The following is a 20,609-nucleotide window of genomic DNA, read 5'->3' on the forward strand; positions in this document are numbered from 1 at the left end:
TTCGATTACTGCTTGGCGACGTTGCCGGCGTGGGACAGGCCCAGGTCGGCCAGGGTCTTGTCGACGACTTTGGCAGGCAGCGGGATGTAGCCATCCTTGACGACCACCTGCTGGCCGGCCTGCGACAGTACCAGCTTCACGAACTCGGCCTCCAGCGGGGCCAGCGGCTTGTTCGGCGCCTTGTTGACGTAAACGTACAGGAAGCGCGAGAGCGGGTAGCTGCCGTTCAGGGCGTTGGTCTCGTTGTCCTCGACGAACTCGCCGCCCTCCTTCTTGGCCAGCGGCACGGTCCTGACGCTGGCCGTCTTGTAGCCGATACCCGAGTAGCCGATACCGTTGAGCGACGAGCTGATGGACTGCACCACCGAGGCGGAACCAGGTTGCTCGTTGACGTTGGGCTTGAAGTCACCTTTGCACAGGGCTTCTTCCTTGAAGTAACCATACGTGCCGGACACCGAGTTACGGCCGAACAGCTGGATCGGCTTGTTGGCAAGGTCGCCGGTTACTCCGGCATCGCCCCAGGTCTTGATCTCGGCCTTGCCACCACACAGGCGGGTCGAAGAGAAAATGGCATCGACCTGGGCCATGGTCAGACCCTTGATCGGGTTGTCCTTGTGCACGAACACCGCCAGGGCGTCGACCGCAACCGGAATGGCGGTCGGTTTGTAGCCATACTTCTGCTCAAACGCCTGCAATTCGACGTCCTTCATCTTGCGGCTCATGGGGCCGAGGTTGGCGGTGCCTTCGGTCAGCGCCGGTGGCGCAGTGGACGAACCCGCTGCCTGGATCTGGATGTTGACGTTCGGGTATTCCTTTTTGTAGGCCTCGGCCCACAGGGTCATCAGGTTCGCGAGGGTATCGGAGCCGACGCTGGAGAGGTTGCCCGAAACACCCGTGGTCTTGGTGTAGGTCGGGATAGCAGGATCGACAGCGGCCACTGCGTTGGCGGTTGCAACGCCAGCGGCGGCAAAGGTAAGGGCCGCCATCAAACGCTTCACTTTCATGCCTTGCTCCTAGCTGGAATGGGGGTGCAGAGAGGGAACGGGGGCCAGTATCTGCAGCGCGCATGAACACGATATGACTTGATTGTGACAATTGGATGAAATGCCATCATCGTGTCGAAGCGCTGCTACAGGGAGCAAGTGTCAGTGGCCAAGGCGATTCAACGCTTGTTGGCGAGCAAGTACAGACCTACCGAAAAGCCGACCATGCACAGGACAGCCACATAGTAAGCGGGCGCCATGGGGCTGACCTTCAGAAGCCCGGTTACCGCCATCGGCGTCAGGCCGCCAAAAATGGCATAGGCGACGTTGTAGGAAAACGACAAGCCGCTGAAGCGCACCGCAGCCGGAAATGCCTTGACCATCACGTAGGGCACTGCGCCAATCACGCCCACGCACAGGCCGGTCACCGCATACAACGGGAACAACAGCTCGGGCCGTGTGGGCAAGCTGTGGTAAAACGCCCAGGAACTGACCAACAGCATCAGGCTGCCGACCACGAACACACGGCCCGCGCCGAAGCGATCGGCCAGGCTACCGGCGCCAATGCAACCCAGGCTCAGCAGCACGATGGCCAGGCTGTTGGCCTTGAGCGAGTCGGTAGGGCTGATGTGGTAGATGCTCTGCAACAAGGCTGGCGTCATGAGGATCACCACCACGATGCCTGCCGACAGCATCCAGGTCAGCAACATGGACAGCACGATGGGCCCGCGATGATCGCGCAGCACCGCCCGCAGCGGCAGCTCTTCGGCCAAGGCTTTGCGTTGCTGCATTTCTGCGAACACCGGGGTTTCATGCAGCCAACGGCGCAGGTAGACCGAAAACAGACCGAACACACCGCCCAGCAGAAACGGAATTCGCCAGGCATAGCTGGCCACTTCTTCAGCGCTGTAGACGCTGTTGATCAAGGTCGCGACCAGCGAGCCCAGCAAGATACCGGCCGTCAAACCGGCAGTGAGCGTGCCGCAGGCATAGCCGGTATTGCGCGCCGGCACGTGCTCCGAGACGAATACCCAGGCGCCCGGCACTTCCCCGCCGATGGCCGCCCCCTGGATCACCCGCATCAACAGCAACAGGATCGGCGCCCACAGGCCAATCTGCGCGTAGGTCGGCAACAGGCCCATGATCAGGGTGGGCAGGGCCATCATGAAGATGCTCAGGGTGAACATCTTCTTGCGGCCCAGCAGGTCGCCGAAATGCGCCATGATGATGCCGCCCAGGGGCCGCGCCAGATAGCCTGCGGCAAAAATGCCGAACGTCTGCATCAACCGCAGCCACTCTGGCATGTCGGCTGGGAAGAACAGCTTGCCGACCACGGTGGCGAAGAACACGAAGATGATGAAGTCGTAGAACTCCAGCGCCCCGCCCAGCGCAGACAGCGAAAGGGTCTTGTAGTCACTGCGGGTCAGCGGCCGCGGGGCCTGCTCGATACTGCTCGGCGCGGAAGTCATCACGGTTATTCTCTTTATAGGGCAAGGCCACACGGGATGCGGCTTGTTCAAGGCGAAGGCGAAGATAGCAAATTGCCGAACGCGGCTGAAAGCGACACGCAATCCATACCGACCTGCAAGAACGCATGGTCGTCGCTTGCGTAGATGCTCTATATACTGGCGTTTCGTACGAAATGTGTCCTGCTAGCGTGGGATATTGTGCGAAAACTCCGGTCACTATACTCAGACGGTTTCGAAGCATTTCCCACGGCCGTCTCGTCATACGAATCGGCGTAGTATGTTGTCAGCTGAATCGTTTACCGGCCTAAGCGCCGCATCCAGGAAAAGCGTCACGGGTCAGAGGCCCCACCGCATGATTGAGCTCGAACAAGAAGATCCAATTCCGCAGGGTGACCTTGCTTTGCAGATCACCGCACTGCCACGCGAAACAAACGGCTTTGGCGATATCTTCGGCGGCTGGCTGGTCGCCCAGATGGACCTGGCAGGTACCGCAATGGCCAGCCGTGTTGCCGGTGGCCGCGTCGCTACCGTGGCGATAGATCGCATGGCGTTTCTGGTACCGGTGGCCGTGGGCGCACAGTTGTCCTTCTATACCCAGACGCTGGAGATCGGGCGCAGCTCCATCCAGATGATGGTCGAGGTATGGAGCGACGATCCACTGTCCAGCGAATGGCGCAAGGTGACCGAAGCCGTCTTCGTCTTCGTCGCAATCGATGGCAGCGGCCGCACCCGTTCCGTCCCTCGTCGCTGAGGCCTGCCGGCGGTAAACTCATTGCCTGCGCCCGGGTCCAAGGCCCACTGGCAACCAATGAGATGACGCAATGGCCACCTTCCAGGTAACGACCGAGCAACATGGCGAGCTTCACTGCTGGCGTATCCGCAGTAGCTTCGCCGAACTACTGATCGCCCGCCAGGGTGCACAGGTCCTCAGCTACCAGCGCACAGGCGAGCCGCCGTTGCTGTGGTTGAGCGACAAGGCCATTTTCTGCCAGGGGAAGTCGGTTCGGGCAGGGGCGCCTGTGTGCTGGCCATGGTTTGGCGACCTGCAGCGCAACCCTGAAACCGTCCAGTCCATGTACCACGCGGAACAAGCGCCAGCCCACGGCCTTGTCCGCACGCGTGACTGGCAATTGCTGAGCCTGGAGGAAGTGGGCGAAACCCTGCGGATCGAGTTCGAAATGGCCGAAGCGCAAGGTGGATTGCCCGGGTGGCCGCACACCGTGGCGCTGAAGCTGGTGGTCGTGCTGGACGAGGCGTTGACGCTGCAACTGACCAGCCGCAACCTTGGCGATAGCCCGGTCACTATCAGCCAGGCCCTGCACAATTATTTTGCCGTCAGTGATGTGCGCCAGGCCAAGGTCGACGGTGTCGAGGGGTTGGCTTACATCGAAACCCTGGCCGACTGGCAACAGCGCCTGCAGCAGGGTGCGCTGGCGTTTACCGGCGAGACGGACCGGATCTATCTGGATACGCCGCCAACGCTGAGCATCGTCGACCCGGCCTGGGGCAGGCGGATCATCCTGACCAGCAGTGGATCCCGCTCGGCGGTGATCTGGAACCCCTGGACCGCACGGGCCAAGGAATTGCCGGACATGGCCGATGACGGCTGGCAACGCATGCTGTGCATCGAGACGGCGAACGTCTGGGACGACGTGGTGCAGTTGCAGCCCGGGGCCAGCAGTTCGCTGGGGGTCAGGATCGATTGTGAAGTGACCCCGCGCGACTAGCCACTCGGACACGCCTCAAAGATCGGCGTCCACCACTACCCTCACCTTCGCGGCGTCCAAGGCATAGGCCGCGTCGGCCAGGTCGTTGCTGACCTTTTCCACCTTCAGCGTGCCGCTGACCCACAGCGGCGTGTAGATGTCATCGATCTTCAGCCCTTTTGGATAGCGCACCAACACCAGCTGGTTGGGTGGCGGTGGCGGGACGTGGATGCATGCACCTGGGTATGGCACCAGGAAGAACAAGGTGCTGTGGCCCTTGGCATCGCTTTCAAGCGGCACGGGGTAGCCACCCAGGCGAATGCTCTTACCGTTCAGGGCGGGCACGGTTTTCGTCGAGTACATGACCGCAGGCAGCCCCTTGCCCTGCTTCAAGCCACCTTTGGCGGTGAAGGTGCCCATGGCTTCGGGAGAGTTATGGTCGATTTCGGGCATCTGCTCGAGCGCCTTCTGGTCCGACTTGGGCATCAGTTCCAGCCAGTCGGTCTCGGGCAATTCGGCATGGGCCAGGGAGCTGGCCGACAACAGGAGGGCAATGAAGAAGGCACGCATGGAATGCTCGGCAACTCGGGATGAATTGCCGGCATTCTAACCAGTATTCAGCGTTTCTTGATGAATCCGTAGATCACCAGAAGAAGGATGGCGCCTACCAGTGCGCCAAAGAAGCCGGCTGCCTGACCTGCCTGGTAGATACCAAGCGCCTGACCGCCATAGGTGGCCAACAGCGAGCCCGCGATACCGAGCAGGATGGTCATGATCCAGCCCATGCTGTCGTCGCCCGGTTTGATGAAACGAGCCAGCAGGCCGACGATGAGGCCGATGAAGATGGTTCCGATGATACCCATGGCAATCCCCTTGCAGTAAAGATGGAACAAGCCAAAGCCTAGGCAGCGCTTTGGCTTGTTGCCACTTCAGAGGGCCAGCCGGATGCAGAAGTTCGAATTGGCGCTCGATCAGTTGCCGATCAGCGCCTGGACTTGCGCAATCTTGTGCTCGAGTGTGACCATGTCCTGGCACCGCAATGTGGCATGGCCAACCTTGCGTCCGGCCTTGAACGCCTTGCCATAGTGGTGCAGGTGGCAGTCGTCGATGGCCACGACCTGCTCCACTGGGGGGACTTCACCGATGAAGTTGAGCATGGCGCTCTCTCCGACCTTGGCAGTCGAACCCAATGGCAAACCGGCGATGGCACGCACGTGGTTTTCGAACTGGCTGCACTCGGCGCCTTCGATGGTCCAGTGCCCGGAGTTGTGCACGCGCGGTGCAATTTCATTGGCCTTGAGCCCACCGTCGACCTCGAAGAATTCGAACGCCATGACCCCGACATAATCGAGTTGTTGCAACACGCGACCGACGTAGTCTTCAGCCAGCGCTTGCAACGGATGCGCCTGACTGGCGACCGACAGGTGCAGGATGCCGCTGTCGTGCGTGTTGTGCACCAGCGGATAGAACCGCGTTTCACCATCGCGGGCCCGGACCGCGACCAGCGATACTTCACCGGTAAAGGGTACGAAGCCTTCGAGCAGGCACGGCACGCTGCCCAGTTCGGCAAAGGTGCCGACCACGTCTTGCGCGGTGCGCAGGACTTTCTGGCCCTTGCCGTCATAGCCCAGGGTGCGGGTCTTGAGCACCGCTGGCAGGCCGATGCTCGCCACTGCGGCGTCCAGGTCTGCCTGGGACAGGATGTCGGCGAACGCGGGGGTGGGGATCCCCAGGTCACGGAACATGCTTTTCTCGAACAAGCGGTCACGGGCGATGCGCAGGGCCTCGGCACTTGGGTACACCGGCACGAACTGCGAAAGAAACGCCACGGTCTCGGCCGGAACGCTCTCGAACTCGAAGGTAACCAGGTCAACCTGATCGGCCAGCTGACGCAGGTGTTCCTGGTCGCCATAGCCCGCGCGCAGGTGCTCGCCCAGAGAGGCGGCACAGGCATCGGGCGCCGGGTCGAGGAAGGCGAAGTTCATGCCCAGCGGAGTACCCGCCAGTGCTAGCATGCGGCCCAACTGGCCGCCACCGATTACACCGATTTTCATGGGTTGAACCTCAAGCCTGACGCGGATCTGGATTGTCCAGCACGGTGTCGGTCTGTTCCGTGCGGAACTGCTTCAACGCCGCGTGGTACTGAGGGTGCTTGGCGCCAAGGATGCTGGCCGACAACAGCGCGGCATTGATTGCGCCCGCGCGGCCGATGGCCAGGGTGGCAACCGGCACGCCGGCAGGCATCTGTACGATCGACAGCAACGAATCAACGCCCGAAAGCATCGACGACTGCACTGGCACGCCCAGCACCGGCAGGTGGGTCTTGGCCGCGCACATGCCAGGCAAGTGGGCTGCACCACCGGCACCGGCGATGATCACCTCGATGCCCCGGCCATCAGCCTCTTCGGCGTACTGGAACAGCAGATCCGGCGTACGGTGGGCGGAAACCACCTTCACCTCGTAAGGAATGCCGAGTTTTTCCAGCATATCGGCGGTGTGGCTAAGGGTGGACCAATCGGACTTGGAGCCCATGATCACGCCAACCAGTGCACTCATCGTCGAGCCTCTCCTGCAAGCGCCTTCTGGCGCGCTAAAAGCAACAAGCCACGCAGGTGGACCGGCGTGGCTCGTCATACGGATTATGAATCGACCGGGTCGGCCGAAGGCGCAGGATTGTAGCGTATTCATGGAGGGAGCGCCCACCCCCATAAGCACATGCCGGATCAAAGGGCAAGCTGTCTCGCGGGACAAGTTTTCCCGCTCGAACGGCTATGGCTACAGCGACAAGAATCGCGGATTATCTGAAATACACTTCAAATTGATGCCTCGCCCTGAACGCCGGTCGACTCCAGTTTGCGCCACAGCAAACGGACGTTGGCCTTGCGGACCAAGGCGCAGCGGTACAGGCGAATTTCCAGCGGCACGTGCCACTGGCTGCCACCACAGATCGCAAGTTCTCCACGCTCCAGTTCGCCGCGCATGGACAGGCGCGGTACCCATGCCACCCCCATCCCCTCCAGGGCCATGCTCTTGAGGCTGTCAGCCATGGCGGTTTCATAGACGGTGGTGTAACGCAGATTGCGCTGGCGCAGCAGCAGGTTCACCGAACGACCCAGGAAGGCCCCGGCGCTGTAGGCCAATAATGGCACGCTGGTTTCACCCTCCAGGGTAAACAACGGTTTGCCTTCTGCATCCACGGCACAAACGGGCAGCATTTCGGTGGTGCCCATGTGCAGCGAGGGAAAGATTTCGGCATCCATCTGCAAGGCTGCGTCAGGGTCGTAGAACGCTAGCATCAGGTCGCAGCCGCCTTCCCTCAAGGCATGCACTGCATCGCCGACGTTGGTGGCAACAAGCCGGGTGGCGATGTTCAGCCCATCGTTGCGCAGTTGGGCCACCCAGCGTGGGAAGAAGCCCGATGCGAGCGAGTGCGCGGCTGCCACTTGAATCACTTCGCCCTGACCACCTTCAAGATGATGCAAATGGCGAAGAATTTCGCTCAGCTGGTCGACAACCGTGCGGGCCGTTACCAAAAACAGCTGGCCCGCCTCTGTCAGCTCGATGGGGGTGCGGGATCGGTTGACCAGGGTAAGACCCAGGGCCGCCTCCAGGCTACGAATCCGCCGGCTGAACGCCGGCTGCGTTACGAAGCGCCGCTCCGCCGCCTGGGAAAAACTGCGGGTCGAGGCCAGGGCACTGAAGTCCTCCAGCCATTTGCTTTCTAGGTTCATCGGGCCGCTCCCCTGCCGTGCACCAAAATGGAACACGCTCGAAAATCAATCGGCGTCACATCTATCACTATGCCGTTTGTGCATAGGTTAGCGTGCAACAGCATTGGCCGCAAAAACACCTTAGGGCCTAGGATTGGCGCCATTCCGGCATGTGCCGGGTCAAACTCGAGATGATATTTATCATGTCCGCTGCTGCATCGTTCCGCGTCGAAAAAGATCTGTTGGGCACCCTTGAAGTTCCTGCCGATGCCTACTACGGCATCCAGACCCTGCGCGCTGCCAACAACTTCCACCTCTCTGGCGTTCCTCTGTCGCACTACCCCAAGCTGGTCGTGGCCCTGGCCATGGTCAAGCAGGCCGCTGCCGACGCCAACCGTGAGCTGGGCCACCTGAGCGATGCCAAGCACGCTGCCATCAGTGCAGCCTGCGCCCGTCTGATCAAGGGCGACTACCACGAGCAGTTCGTGGTCGACATGATCCAAGGGGGTGCCGGTACCTCCACCAACATGAACGCCAACGAAGTCATCGCCAACGTCGCGTTGGAGGCCATGGGTCACCAGAAAGGTGAGTACCAGTACCTGCACCCCAACAACGATGTGAACATGGCGCAGTCGACCAACGACGCCTACCCCACTGCTATTCGCCTGGGCTTGCTGCTGGGTCACGACGCCCTGCTGGCCAGCCTTGAGAGCCTGATCCAGGCCTTCGCCGCCAAAGGCAAGGAATTCGACCACGTACTGAAGATGGGTCGCACCCAGCTGCAGGATGCCGTGCCGATGACCCTGGGCCAGGAATTCCGCGCCTTCGCCACCACCATGACCGAAGACCTGCAGCGTCTGCGCTCGCTGGCACCTGAGCTGCTCACCGAGATCAACCTGGGTGGCACCGCGATTGGTACCGGCATCAACGCCGACCCGGGCTACCAGGCCCTGGCTGTACAGCGTCTGGCAACCATCAGTGGCCAGCCGCTGGTACCGGCTGCGGACCTCATCGAAGCCACCTCCGACATGGGCGCCTTCGTACTGTTCTCCGGCATGCTCAAACGCACCGCGGTCAAGTTGTCGAAGATCTGCAACGACCTGCGCCTGCTGTCCAGCGGCCCACGTACCGGCATCAACGAGATCAACCTGCCGGCTCGTCAGCCCGGCAGCTCGATCATGCCAGGCAAGGTGAACCCGGTGATCCCGGAAGCCGTAAACCAAGTGGCCTTTGCCATCATGGGCAACGACCTGGCCCTGACCGTCGCGGCCGAAGGCGGCCAGCTTCAGCTGAACGTGATGGAGCCGTTGATCGCCTACAAGATCTTCGACTCGATTCGCCTGCTGCAACGCGCCATGGACATGCTGCGCGAGCATTGCATCGTCGGCATCACCGCCAACGAACAGCGTTGCCGTGAACTGGTCGAGCACTCGATCGGCCTGGTCACCGCCCTGAACCCTTACATCGGCTACGAAAACGCCACCCGTATCGCTCGCGTTGCCCTGGAAACCGGCCGCGGGGTGCTTGAGCTGGTGCGTGAAGAGAAGCTGCTGGACGACGCGATGCTCGACGACATCCTGCGTCCGGAAAACATGATCGCCCCGCGTCTGGTTCCGCTGAAGGCCTGACCAGAACGCTGTAACCGTCTCACCAGGTCGAGGGACTAGACACCTCTCAACCTTTCCTAAGCCCGGGCGTATGCTTCGGGCTTTTTTTTGCCCGCCCGGTGCCGATTGGCAGCCATCGACGACACTCGGCATACAACTTGCTCGATAATGCGTCCCAGACCCACGGGACCACTCCGCATGCTGCACAGCCACCTGACTACCCTCAACGCGGTTTCGCTGATCCTCAACGTCTTTCAGGCCCAAGGCTGCGAGGCCTCGGAGCTGCTAGCCGGCAGCGGCATAGGCCCAGCGGACCTTGGCCATGCCGATGCACGCATCACGACCCAGCAGGAACTGCAGGTCTGTGCCAACGCCGTGGCCCGCCGGGAGGACATTGGCCTGGAGTTGGGCCAGCGCATGCGCGTGTCTGCCTACGGCATGCTGGGGTACGCGCTGCTGTCCAGTGCCACTTTGGGTGACGCCCTGGGCCTGGCATTGCAGTATCCGGCACTGCTGGGAACAGTTTTCACCTTGCGCCTGCTCGACGACGGCCACCGTGTCTGGCTCAGCGCCAGCGATTACCGGGATAGTCCTGCGCTGAGCGCTTTCAACGCCGAATTCTGCCTGGTGTCGTTGAAGGTCATCTGCGACGACTTGCTAGGCCATGATCTGCCGCTGCTTGGGGCGCGCTTCGAGCACCTGCGCCCGGGTTACCACGCGCGCTACAGGCGCCTGTTTCAGTGCCCAATCACCTTCGCCTCGCCTGACAACGCCTTCGCCTTCGAGCGGCACTGGCTGAGCGCGCCACTGCCTCTGGCCGACCCGATCACCCACAAGGCCATGAAGGAGCGATGCCGACGCCTGAACCTAGAATTCACCGGCCGGCAGGCATGGTTGGGGCGCGTTCGCCAACTGCTTGTCAACCAACTGGAAGCGGCGCCGGGCCTGGAGGGCCTGGCACGGCAGATGAATTGCTCGTCCCGTACACTTCGCCGTCACCTGCAGGCGCTGGGCAGCAGCTATCAGCAATTGCTCGATGAGTTGAAGTTCGAACGGGCCAAGGAACTGCTCGCCGACGGGCACATGCCGATCCACCGCATTGCCGAAACGCTTGGGTACAGCGAGACGGCCAGTTTCCGTCACGCCTTTGTGCGCTGGAGTGGCGTGGCGCCGACTCGGTTTCGCGGGTAAGCCTGCTGGTAGGCCTAGGGTAGCTGCCTCACACGATGAAGGTGTTCGACGTTGGCCATATCTATCCCCTTTTGGCCGGTTCAGATGTTCTCGCTGAGCGGCCCGTTCGTGACAATGAAGGCACGCCAGTACCCACCGGAGAACAACAATGCTGACGATCTATTCCGATGATCACCGCCTGCACCATGGCCGCTGCGAGCTGATCGATGGCAAGCTCATGCCTTGCTTCGAGATGCCTTCGCGTGCCGACCATGTCCTGGCCCAAGTCCGCAAACGCGAGCTGGGTGAGGTCAAAGGCCCTGATGATTTTGGCCGTACGCCATTGCTGCGCGTGCACAGCGCCGATTATCTCGACTTCTTCGAAGGCGCCTGGGCGCGCTGGGCAGCCATGGGCCAGGAGGGCGATCTGCTCCCCTATACCTGGCCTGCTCGCACGCTGCGGGCGGTCAAGCCTACAGGGTTGCACGGCGAGCTTGGTTACTACAGCTTCGATGCAGGTGCTCCGATCACGGCAGGCACCTGGCAGGCCGCCTACAGCGCAGCCCAGGTCGCGCTCACGGCGCAAGCGGCCATCGAGCAGGGTGCCCACGCCGCGTTCGCATTGTGTCGTCCACCGGGGCACCACGCGGCAGGCGACGTGATGGGGGGCTACTGCTACCTGAACAATGCAGCCATCGCTGCCCAGGCCTTCATCGACCAAGGACGGGCAAAGGTTGCCATCCTCGACGTGGACTACCACCACGGCAATGGTACCCAAGACATTTTCTACAGCCGCGCCGATGTTTTCTTCGCCTCCATCCATGGTGATCCTCAGGACGAATTCCCCTTCTTCCTGGGCTATGCCGACGAAACCGGGGCGGGTGCCGGCGAGGGCTGCAATGTGAATTATCCGCTACCGGCAGGCAGTGACTGGTCGACCTGGCGCGCAGCCCTGGAAGACGCTTGCGAACGCATCGCCGCGTATGAGCCTGAGGTAGTGGTGGTGTCGCTGGGGGTGGACACGTTCAAGGATGATCCGATCTCCCAGTTCAAGCTCGACAGCCCTGATTACCTGGAGATGGGCAAGCGCATCGCGCAGCTCGGCAAGCCCACCCTGTTCGTGATGGAAGGTGGCTATGCCGTGGAAGAAATCGGCATCAACGCCGTCAACGTGCTCGAAGGCTTCCAGCGCGCACAACCCGGAGCTCGATAATGGCCACGATCAAACAGCTACTCGCCCCTCTCGTCGCTGCGGTACTGTGCGCAGGCACCCTGCCCGCCCAGGCCGAACAGCGCACGCTGCGCGTGTACAACTGGTTCGACTACATCACCCCGCAGACGCTGACCGACTTTCAGAAGGACAGCAGTGTGAAGCTGGTGTATGACATCTTCGACACCAATGAAGCGCTGGAAGCCAAGTTGCTGACCGGCAACTCTGGTTACGATGTGGTGGTACCGTCCAACGTGTTTCTGGCCAAGCAGATCGAGGCCGGCGTATTCCAGCCGCTCGATCGCAGCAAACTGCCGAACTGGCAGCACCTGGACCCGGCCCTGATGAAGTTGATCGAAGCCAACGACCCCGGTAACCGCTTTGCCGTGCCGTACATGTACGGCACCATACTGATCGGCTTCAACCCGGCCAAGGTCAAGGCTGCGTTGGGGGAAAACGCACCTGTGGACAGTTGGGACCTGATCTTCAAGGAAGAGAACATCGCCAAGCTCAAGCAATGTGGCGTGGCCCTGCTCGACTCACCCTCCGAGATCATGCCGCTGGCCCTTCAATACCTGGGCCTGCCGCCCAACAGCGAAAACCCGCAGGACTACAAGAAAGCCGAAGCCCTGTTGCTGAAAATTCGCCCATCCGTCACCTACTTCCACTCCTCCAAGTACATGGCAGACATGGCCAACGGTGACATCTGCGTCGCTGTGGGCTACAGCGGCAGTTTCTCGCAGGCTGCCAACCGTGCCCGCGAGGCCAACAACGGTGTCGTGGTGGACATGCGCCTGCCCAAGGAAGGGGCGCCGATCTGGTTCGACATGCTGGCAATTCCAAAAAATGCTGCCAATCCGCAGGACGCTCACGCCTTTATCAATTACCTGCTCCGGCCTGAAGTGATTGCGCCGATCAGTGACTTCGTGGGCTATCCGAACCCGAATAAAGACGCTACGGACAAGGTGAGCCCAGCGATTCGCAACAACCCCAACTTGTATCCAACCGCCGATGCAATGACCAAGCTGTATACGCTAAAGCCACTGGCTCGCGATGCAGAGCGCGCACGCACACGGGCATGGACACGCATCAAGTCCGGATCATGACCACCTGCGGCTGGGGTCGTGGCCCCAGCCGCTCTTCACGGTGCGCCGTTCAAGACCGCCAGGCCTTGCGTAGCTTCAGCAAGGCCTCGGCGATTTCCCTTTCAGGCACTGCCGCAAAGCCCACTACCAGCCCTGCCCGTTTATCCACAGGGCACGTGCTGTCATCCAGCCAAAAATGGCTCAAGGGCGTCACTTCCACGCCAACTGCTTCGGCCTGGGCCACTAACGCCCTTTCCCGGCTGACGTTATCCACAGCCAGTGTGACATGCAGGCCAGCTGCGATATCCGGCATGGCGCCCATGCCTTGGATACCGGTAGGCCACCCGGCCAGTATCGCGTCGCGCCGTGCAAGGGCGGCCTTGCGCATGCGCCTTATATGCCGCTGAAAATGCCCACGCGCCATGAACTCCGCCATCACGCATTGACTGCTGATTTCCGAATGCCGGGAGGCCAGCGCCCTGCCCTGGCTGAAGGGTTTGGCCAATGCGGGCGGCAACACAAGATAACCAAGGCGCAGGGCTGGGAAAGCGATCTTGCCGAAGGTACCGACGTACAGGACCCGTCCATGTTGGTCCAGCGCAGCCAAGGGCGCCAGGGGCGCACCGCTGTAACGGTACTCGCCGTCGTAATCGTCTTCGATGATCCAGCCCTGGGTACGGCGGGCCCAGGCCAGCAGCTGTAGGCGTCGGGCCAGGCTCATGGTGACACCTGTCGGGTACTGGTGAGCCGGAGTCACGTAGGCCAGCCGACATTTTTCCAGCCGTTCGAGCTCGGTGCAATCCATTCCCTGTGCATCAACGGCGATACCCTTTACCTCAGCTCCGCTCAAAGCAAAGGCATGGCCCGCGGCGCGATAGCCCGGGTTTTCCACAGCCACGGTATCGCCAGCGCCTAGCAGCAACTGTGAACAAAGACTGATGGCGTCCTGTGCGCCATGGGTGATCACAATTTGTGCAGCTGTACAATTCAGCCCTCGCGAACGGCGCATGTAAGTAGCGATCAGCTCACGCAAGGCGGGTTCACCCGCCGGGTCCCCATAGCTCAACCTGACTGGAGACGGATTACGCCAGAAAGCCGCTTGCAGCTTGGCCCAGACGTCGAAAGGAAATAGGTCGAACGCGGGCAGGCCGACGCGAAACGCTCGTGGCTTGCCACCTCTGGGGGGTGCCAGATGATGTTTTTCGAGCAGTTGCAAGGCGGCATCAGCACGGCTGTAACTGGATAAATCCTCAGTGTCAGACGAAGAGTTTGTGGATAACCTTGTTGATAACCCAGGGTATAAGCCTGTGGATAGGTGTGTGGACAGTTTGCTCGATGTCCCTACATAGGTCCCATCACCGACCCGCGACTCGATGAAACCCTCCGCGTGAAGCTGCTCATAGGCCTGGACAACGCTGTTGCGCGAAATGCCCAACATCCTGGCTATTTCCCGGGTTGCAGGCAGCCGAGTACCGCTGCCCAGGCGACCATCGAGCATTCGTTCCCGTAGGGCTTGATACAACTGCTGGCTGAGCCCCAGACGGCGGTCTAGCGTGATCCCGGCAGGGTCGAAGGAAAGATCGTGATGCAACTCGCTCACGGCATTGGCTCTATCAAAAGCGGAGTAAATGGCTCTTACCGAGAGCCAATCTTGTGCATAGCATCACCCTTATACCTGCAAACGAACAGGCTGCGCACACGTGCCAGCTGCCAAGGGATAGCCCATGACGAACATTACCGTACGCCCGGTAACTGCCAACGACCACGCCACTTGGCTTGCCCTGTGGCAGGCCTACTTGCAGTTCTACAAGACAGAACTGTCCGAGACGGTCAGTCTCACGACCTGGGGGCGTCTGCTCGATACTCGCGAGCCCACGCACTCGGCGCTCGCCTGGCTGGATGAGAAAGCGGTGGGCATGGTCAACTTCATCTACCATCGTTCCAACTGGAGCATCGAGAATGCCTGCTACCTGCAAGACCTGTACGTGGCTGGCGAGCAGCGTGGCTTGGGTATTGGCCGCCAACTGATTCAGCACGTCTATCAGGCGGCGAGCGCGGACGGCTGCACCAAGGTGCACTGGTTAACCCATGAAACCAACTCCACTGCCATCGACCTGTATGAGCGGGTAGCCGAGCGCTCAGGGTTCATTCAATTCCGTAAAGGGGTCTAGGCCAGCATGAGCGATACATTGAACTGGAAGCCGGCCAGCGCGCCCACGGCGCAGCCTATCGATGGGCATTTCATTCGCCTGGAAAAACTCGAGCCTGCACGGCATGGCGACGATCTATGGGAGGTGCTGCAAGGTGCGGCTGCCGATCCAGCGCTGTGGGATTACCTGCCTTATGGCCCATTTGCCGAGCGCGCAGGGTTCGACCGTTGGCTGCAAGTCAACGCTGCGGGTAAAGACCCACTGTTCTTCACCGTCATCGATCGCACCTCGGGCCAGGCGCAGGGGCTGCTCAGCTTGATGTCGATCGTGCCCGATCATGGTCGCATCGAGATTGGTCACGTTGCCTTCGGAGCCGCGATGCAGCGAACGCCCAAGAGCACCGAGGCGGTGTATCTGCTGGCAAGACTTGGCTTTGCGCTCGGCAACCGACGCCTCGAATGGAAGTGCAACAACGCCAATGCTCGCTCCAGACGCGCAGCTGAGCGATTGGGCTTCGTTTTCGAAGGCGTGTTCCGAAAGCATCTGGTGGTAAAGGATCACAACCGGGATACCGCCTGGTATTCGATTACCGATGACGAGTGGCCGCAGGTGGCCGCCGCTTTCGAGCGCTGGTTGAGCGCTGAGAACCAAAGCCCGGCAGGTCAGTTGCGAACGCTCGAGGCATGCCGCCTGGCAAGCCCTTGAAGGAACGCACCCTGATAAAAAAGGGGAGCATTGCGCTCCCCCGAGGTTAACCCATGGTCAAGGGATCAGGTTCAGCCCTCGATCTCGATCAGGATTTCGCCCGGCGTCACGCGATCGCCCTTGCCCACGTGGATGGCCACGACCTTGCCCGCGATAGCCGCCTGCACTTCGGTTTCCATTTTCATCGCCTCGGTGATGAGCACAGCCTGCCCGGCTTTGACCGTATCACCTTCCTTGACCAGCACATCGACGATGTTGCCAGGCATGGTGGTGCTGACATGGCCCGGGGCGCTGGCCTGCTTGCGCTTGCTGCTACCGCCGCTGACGAACTCGTTGAGCGGCTCGAACACCACCTCTTCCGGCATGCCGTCGATCGACAGGTAGAAGTGACGCTTGCCCTCTGCCTTGACGCCTACACCGGTGATGTCCACGCGGTAGGTTTCACCGTGCACATCGATCACGAATTCGGTCGGTACGCCTTCTCCGCCCGGGGCGGAAACGGCGCCGGCTTCAGGGATAGGCAGCAGCGCTTCGGGGGCCAGGGTGCCGGCCTCGCGCTCTTCCAGGAATTTGCGGCCAATGTCCGGGAACATGGCGAACGTCAGCACGTCCTCTTCACAGCGCGCCAGGGCCCCGATGTCGGCACGCAGCTTGGTCATCTCCGGTTTGAGCAGATCGGCCGGGCGTACATCGATCACCTCTTCGCTGCCGATCGCTTGCCGACGCAGTTGCTCGTTGACCACCCCCGGCGCCTTGCCGTAACCGCCTTGCAGGTACAGCTTCACCTCGTTGGTGATGGTCTTGTAGCGCTCACCGGCCAGTACGTTGAAGAATGCCTGGGTGCCGACGATCTGCGAAGTGGGGGTAACCAGCGGTGGAAAGCCCAGGTCTTCACGCACACGCGGGATTTCCGCCAGCACTTCGTTCATGCGGTTCAGCGCGCCCTGCTCCTTGAGCTGGTTGGCCAGGTTGGAAATCATGCCGCCTGGCACCTGGTTGACCTGCACGCGGGTATCCACGGCAGTGAACTCGCTTTCGAACTGGTGATATTTCTTGCGTACGGCATAGAAATACAGGCCGATCTCCTGCAGCAGCTCCAGGTCCAGCCCGGTATCGAACTCGCTGCCTTTGAGCGCCGCCACCATGGACTCGGTACCCGGATGGCTGGTGCCCCAGGCGAAGCTGGAAATGGCGGTGTCGATGTGATCAGCGCCGTTTTCCACAGCCTTGAGCTGACACATGGCAGCCAGGCCCGCGGTGTCGTGCGAGTGAATGAAGACCGGCAGCGACTGCTCGGCTTTGAGTGCCTTGACCAACTCGCCGGTGGCAAACGGGGTGAGCAGGCCGGCCATGTCCTTGATGGCGATCGAGTCGCAACCCATGGCCTCCATCTGCCTGGCCTGATTCACGAACGCCTCGATGGTGTGCACCGGGCTGGTGGTGTAGGCGATGGTCCCCTGGGCGTGCTTGCCCGAGGCTTTGACCGCCTCGATGGCCACACGCAGGTTACGCACATCGTTCATGGCGTCGAAGATGCGGAATACATCGATGCCATTGACGGCGGCCTTGGCGACGAATGCCCTGACCACATCGTCGCTGTAGTGACGGTAACCCAGCAGGTTCTGGCCGCGCAGCAGCATTTGCAGGCGCGTGTTGGGCAGTGCTGCACGCAGCTTGCGCAGGCGCTCCCACGGGTCTTCCTTCAAGAAACGCACACAAGCATCGAAGGTGGCGCCACCCCAGACTTCCAGTGACCAATAACCGACCTTGTCGAGTTTCTCGCAGATCGGCAGCATGTCTTCGGTGCGCATGCGGGTGGCCAACAGGGACTGGTGGGCGTCGCGCAGGATCGTATCGGTTACGTGAATCTTCTTGGACATTGTTATCTCCTCGTCGCGGCAAGCTTCGCGCCTCAGTCGGCCTGCACAGACGCGTTGGCGCCGGCTGGCAATCTGGGTTCGCAGCGTGCAGCTGTATTCAAATGCCTGCGTGGGCGGCGATGGCGGCAGCGATGGCCAGGGCCAGCTCTTCGGGTTTGCGCTTGATCGAATAGTTGGTCAGTTCCGGGTGGGTCTCAACGAAGCTGGTGTTGAACTGACCGCTACGAAATTCCGGATTACGCAGGATTTCCTGGTAGTACGCCGCGGTGGTCTTGACCCCCTGAACGCGCATGTCATCCAAGGCCCGCAGGCCGCGATCCATGGCCTCTTCCCACGTCAATGCCCACACCACCAGCTTCAGGCACATCGAGTCGTAGAACGGTGGAATGGTGTAGCCGGTGTAAATGGCGGTATCGGTACGTACACCTGGGCCACCCGGCGCGTAATAACGGGTGATCTTGCCAAAGCTGGGCAGGAAGTTGTTCTTCGGGTCTTCGGCATTGATCCGAAACTGCAGGGCATAACCACGGTGCTGGATATCTTCCTGCTTCACCGACAGGGGCAGGCCCGATGCGATGCGGATCTGCTCACGCACGATATCGATACCGGTGATTTCCTCGGTGATGGTGTGCTCGACCTGCACGCGTGTGTTCATTTCCATGAAGTACACTTCGCCATCGGCCAGCAGAAACTCCACGGTACCGGCATTCTCGTAGTCCACCGCCTTGGCTGCACGCACTGCCAGGTCGCCGATGTACGCGCGTTGCTCGGGCGTGAGTTGAGGGCTCGGAGCAATTTCGATGAGCTTCTGGTTACGCCGCTGGATGGAGCAGTCGCGCTCGAACAAGTGCACGACGTTGCCAAAGCTGTCGCCGAGAATCTGCGCCTCGATGTGCTTGGGGTTGACGATGCACTTTTCCAGGAACACTTCTGCCGAACCGAATGCCTTGGTGGCCTCGGAGATCACACGCGGGAAGTTCTGCTCCAATTCTTCACGGCTGTTGCAGCGGCGGATACCACGGCCGCCACCGCCCGACGTCGCCTTGAGCATGACCGGATAACCAATGCGGTCGCCTTCACTGAGCGCCTCGTGAATGTCGGCGACGTTACCCTCTGTGCCAGGGGTGACCGGAACGCCTGCGGCGATCATGGTGCGGCGCGCTTCGGTCTTGTCGCCCATGCGGCGAATGACGTCGGCAGCGGGCCCGATGAACTTGATCCCGCGCTCGGCGCAGATCTCGGCCAACTCCGCGTTTTCCGAGAGAAAACCATAGCCAGGGTGCAGGGCATCGCAGCCCGTTTCCACGGCCAGGTTCACCAGCTTGCGCGGGTTCAAATAACCGGCCAGTGGCTCTGCGCCAATGCTGTAAGCCTCGTCTGCACGCTTTACATGCAGCGCATGCCGGTCGGCGTCGGAAAAGATCGCTACCGAGCGGATGCCCATTTCGGCGCAAGCGCGCACGATCCGAACTGCAATTTCACCTCGGTTGGCGATCAGGATTTTTTTTATCACTGGATTCTTCCCAAAGCCGTATGAACAGTCGACACGGTTCTACCGGTCGGCGCGTGACCCGTTGTTGTTTGGCCAGTCGCAGATTCACCCTAGCGCTGTAGGTCGATAAACAAAAATCAATATTTGTTAGGGACAGTATTAGCAAAAGCTTATAGTGAAGTTACAAGGTATTGCCGACGAGACGAATAAAATGCGTAAGTCCTTGATGCGTATGACATTGCGCCAGTTGCAGATCTTCAATGAGGTGTGTGACCTTCGCTCCTATAGCCGCGCGGCCGAAGAGATGGCACTCACGCAACCCGCCGTTAGTCTACAGATCCGCCAACTCGAAGAGCTGATTGGCCAGCCGTTGTTCGAATACGTGGGCAAGAAGTTGTACCTCACGGAAGCCGCCGAAGCGCTGCAACGCGCCAGTCACGACATCTTCGGGCGTCTGGAAAGCCTGGATATGCAGTTGTCGGACATGCAGGGGTCTTTGCAAGGGCAGTTGAAGCTGGCGATCGAGTCCAGCGCCAAGTACTTCGTGCCGCATCTGTTCGCGGCATTCAAGCAGCGCCATCCGGAGGTCAACTTGACCTTGACCGTGGTCAACCGGGCACAGGCCATCAGGCGGCTGTCCGATAACCGTGATGACCTGATCATCATGTCCATGGTGCCGCAGGACATGGGGCTGGACTTCCTGCCGTTCCTGAACAACCCGATCATCGCCGTCGCACCGCCCGAGCATGCCCTGTGCAGGCTGCCGCAGCTGCGCCTGCAGGACCTCGAGCCCCACACGCTGCTGGTACGCGAACAAGGCTCAGGCACACGCAAGGCCTGTGAGGAATATTTCAAGGAAAAGCGCGTGCACTTCACGCAAACCCTCGAAGTGGCCTCGGCCGATGCCCAGCGTGAATGCGTGATCGCCGGGCTGGGCATCGCGTTGTTGACCCGCCATGCCGTGAACATGGAGCTGGCCACGAGAAACCTAATCGAACTGCCCGTCGAAGAATTACCGCTGTACCGCAGCTGGTGCGTCGTTCAATCCAAGGCCAAGCGGCAATCGCCGGTCGCACTCGCCTTTCAGGCGTTCATACGCAGCGAGCGGTCACTGATCAGCGCATTGGTCGAGCGATTTTCAGGTCAGTCGGTGCCGCTGTCTGCCAGGCAGTGAGCCCTTCGAAGTCAGGGTAATCGGCGACATCACGCAGGAGCTGCCGTTGGTCACAGTAGCTTTCGATGGCGCGGCGATACGCCATGCGTCGCTGGTCCTTTTCCTGCTGCTTGCGAGCCTTGGCGTTAGGTTGGTAGATACCGTCGTGGTCACGAGCCATTGCCTGATTCCCAGAAAGGATGCGGAAGGCTCAGACTGACCCAGCGGTTTTACCGTTTGGAGGCGCGATGATGACAGCGTCGTGACCGATGATGGCTTCTACTCGAAG

General features: G+C 60.9%; 20 protein-coding genes. 9 read left to right on the top strand and 11 right to left on the bottom strand.

What is annotated here, in order from left to right; all coding sequences use genetic code 11:
- Positions 1-5 precede the first annotated feature (5 nt).
- Together CRP40_RS06690 and CRP40_RS06695 are read right to left on the bottom strand one after the other, a co-directional pair.
- Entirely contained in the window at positions 6-1,004 is a 999-nt protein-coding gene (locus tag CRP40_RS06690; protein ID WP_027913343.1) for a phosphate ABC transporter substrate-binding protein PstS, read from the bottom strand.
- Positions 1,005-1,162: 158 nt separating this feature from the next.
- Positions 1,163-2,452 (bottom strand): MFS transporter, encoded by a 1,290-nt coding sequence (locus CRP40_RS06695; RefSeq protein ID WP_023532734.1) that lies wholly within the window; start codon positions 2,450-2,452, stop codon positions 1,163-1,165.
- Between the two features lie 352 nt (positions 2,453-2,804).
- On the opposite strand from CRP40_RS06695, the gene CRP40_RS06700 reads away from it, so the two are divergent.
- Together CRP40_RS06700 and CRP40_RS06705 are read left to right on the top strand one after the other, a co-directional pair.
- A complete protein-coding gene (locus CRP40_RS06700; protein WP_003253317.1) occupies positions 2,805-3,203 on the top strand; it encodes an acyl-CoA thioesterase in 399 nt (132 codons plus the stop codon).
- A 70-nt stretch (positions 3,204-3,273) separates the two neighbouring features.
- On the top strand, positions 3,274-4,179 hold the full coding sequence (locus tag CRP40_RS06705) for a D-hexose-6-phosphate mutarotase (RefSeq protein WP_027913342.1): 906 nt from the start codon (positions 3,274-3,276) through the stop codon (positions 4,177-4,179).
- A gap of 15 nt (positions 4,180-4,194) precedes the next feature.
- Here the strand turns inward: CRP40_RS06705 and CRP40_RS06710 are convergent, their stop codons facing one another.
- The 5 genes from CRP40_RS06710 to CRP40_RS06730 form a co-directional block, all read right to left on the bottom strand.
- Complete coding sequence (locus tag CRP40_RS06710) at positions 4,195-4,728, bottom strand: DUF3299 domain-containing protein (RefSeq protein ID WP_027913341.1); 534 nt, start codon at positions 4,726-4,728, stop codon at positions 4,195-4,197.
- Between the two features lie 47 nt (positions 4,729-4,775).
- On the bottom strand, positions 4,776-5,021 hold the full coding sequence (locus CRP40_RS06715; protein WP_023532347.1) for a GlsB/YeaQ/YmgE family stress response membrane protein: 246 nt from the start codon (positions 5,019-5,021) through the stop codon (positions 4,776-4,778).
- Positions 5,022-5,129: 108 nt separating this feature from the next.
- Positions 5,130-6,212, bottom strand: a complete 1,083-nt coding sequence (locus CRP40_RS06720; protein WP_027913340.1) for a 5-(carboxyamino)imidazole ribonucleotide synthase — start codon at positions 6,210-6,212, stop codon at positions 5,130-5,132.
- A gap of 10 nt (positions 6,213-6,222) precedes the next feature.
- Positions 6,223-6,714, bottom strand: coding sequence for a 5-(carboxyamino)imidazole ribonucleotide mutase (purE, locus tag CRP40_RS06725; RefSeq protein ID WP_023532690.1), 492 nt, complete (start codon positions 6,712-6,714; stop codon positions 6,223-6,225).
- A 257-nt stretch (positions 6,715-6,971) separates the two neighbouring features.
- On the bottom strand, positions 6,972-7,889 hold the full coding sequence (locus CRP40_RS06730; protein WP_027913339.1) for a LysR substrate-binding domain-containing protein: 918 nt from the start codon (positions 7,887-7,889) through the stop codon (positions 6,972-6,974).
- Positions 7,890-8,071: 182 nt separating this feature from the next.
- Here CRP40_RS06730 and aspA point away from each other — a divergent pair, with 182 nt between their 5' ends.
- The 4 genes from aspA (at position 8,072) to CRP40_RS06750 (ending at position 12,961) form a co-directional block, all read left to right on the top strand.
- Entirely contained in the window at positions 8,072-9,496 is a 1,425-nt protein-coding gene (gene aspA, locus CRP40_RS06735) for an aspartate ammonia-lyase (RefSeq protein WP_023532531.1), read from the top strand.
- A gap of 177 nt (positions 9,497-9,673) precedes the next feature.
- A complete protein-coding gene (locus CRP40_RS06740; protein WP_027913338.1) occupies positions 9,674-10,666 on the top strand; it encodes an AraC family transcriptional regulator in 993 nt (330 codons plus the stop codon).
- A gap of 148 nt (positions 10,667-10,814) precedes the next feature.
- Entirely contained in the window at positions 10,815-11,858 is a 1,044-nt protein-coding gene (locus CRP40_RS06745; RefSeq protein ID WP_027913337.1) for a histone deacetylase family protein, read from the top strand.
- Positions 11,858-12,961 (top strand): polyamine ABC transporter substrate-binding protein, encoded by a 1,104-nt coding sequence (locus CRP40_RS06750; RefSeq protein ID WP_027913336.1) that lies wholly within the window; start codon positions 11,858-11,860, stop codon positions 12,959-12,961. The genes CRP40_RS06745 and CRP40_RS06750 overlap by 1 nt, the downstream gene beginning before the upstream one ends.
- 49 nt (positions 12,962-13,010) lie before the next feature.
- Here CRP40_RS06750 and CRP40_RS06755 read toward each other — a convergent pair whose 3' ends face one another.
- Positions 13,011-14,540: a PLP-dependent aminotransferase family protein gene (locus CRP40_RS06755; protein ID WP_027913335.1), complete on the bottom strand. Its 1,530-nt coding sequence runs from the start codon at positions 14,538-14,540 to the stop codon at positions 13,011-13,013.
- A 124-nt stretch (positions 14,541-14,664) separates the two neighbouring features.
- Between CRP40_RS06755 and CRP40_RS06760 the strand changes: the two genes are divergently transcribed.
- Complete coding sequence (locus CRP40_RS06760; protein ID WP_027913334.1) at positions 14,665-15,111, top strand: GNAT family N-acetyltransferase; 447 nt, start codon at positions 14,665-14,667, stop codon at positions 15,109-15,111.
- Between the two features lie 6 nt (positions 15,112-15,117).
- A complete protein-coding gene (locus tag CRP40_RS06765) occupies positions 15,118-15,795 on the top strand; it encodes a GNAT family protein (RefSeq protein ID WP_027913333.1) in 678 nt (225 codons plus the stop codon).
- A 71-nt stretch (positions 15,796-15,866) separates the two neighbouring features.
- Here CRP40_RS06765 and oadA read toward each other — a convergent pair whose 3' ends face one another.
- Positions 15,867-17,675 carry a sodium-extruding oxaloacetate decarboxylase subunit alpha gene (oadA, locus tag CRP40_RS06770; protein WP_027913332.1) on the bottom strand — a complete coding sequence of 603 codons (1,809 nt, stop codon included), beginning with the start codon at positions 17,673-17,675 and terminating at the stop codon, positions 15,867-15,869.
- Between the two features lie 97 nt (positions 17,676-17,772).
- A complete protein-coding gene (locus tag CRP40_RS06775; protein ID WP_027913331.1) occupies positions 17,773-19,188 on the bottom strand; it encodes an acetyl-CoA carboxylase biotin carboxylase subunit in 1,416 nt (471 codons plus the stop codon).
- A gap of 190 nt (positions 19,189-19,378) precedes the next feature.
- Here CRP40_RS06775 and CRP40_RS06780 point away from each other — a divergent pair, with 190 nt between their 5' ends.
- Entirely contained in the window at positions 19,379-20,341 is a 963-nt protein-coding gene (locus CRP40_RS06780; protein ID WP_027913330.1) for a LysR family transcriptional regulator, read from the top strand.
- Here CRP40_RS06780 and CRP40_RS22155 read toward each other — a convergent pair.
- Complete coding sequence (locus CRP40_RS22155) at positions 20,283-20,501, bottom strand: hypothetical protein (RefSeq protein ID WP_080992801.1); 219 nt, start codon at positions 20,499-20,501, stop codon at positions 20,283-20,285. The genes CRP40_RS06780 and CRP40_RS22155 overlap by 59 nt on opposite strands.
- Positions 20,502-20,609 lie beyond the last annotated feature (108 nt).

The sequence above is a fragment of the Pseudomonas sp. URMO17WK12:I9 genome (assembly GCF_900230165.1).
Taxonomy (GTDB): Bacteria; Pseudomonadota; Gammaproteobacteria; order Pseudomonadales; family Pseudomonadaceae; genus Aquipseudomonas; species Aquipseudomonas fulva.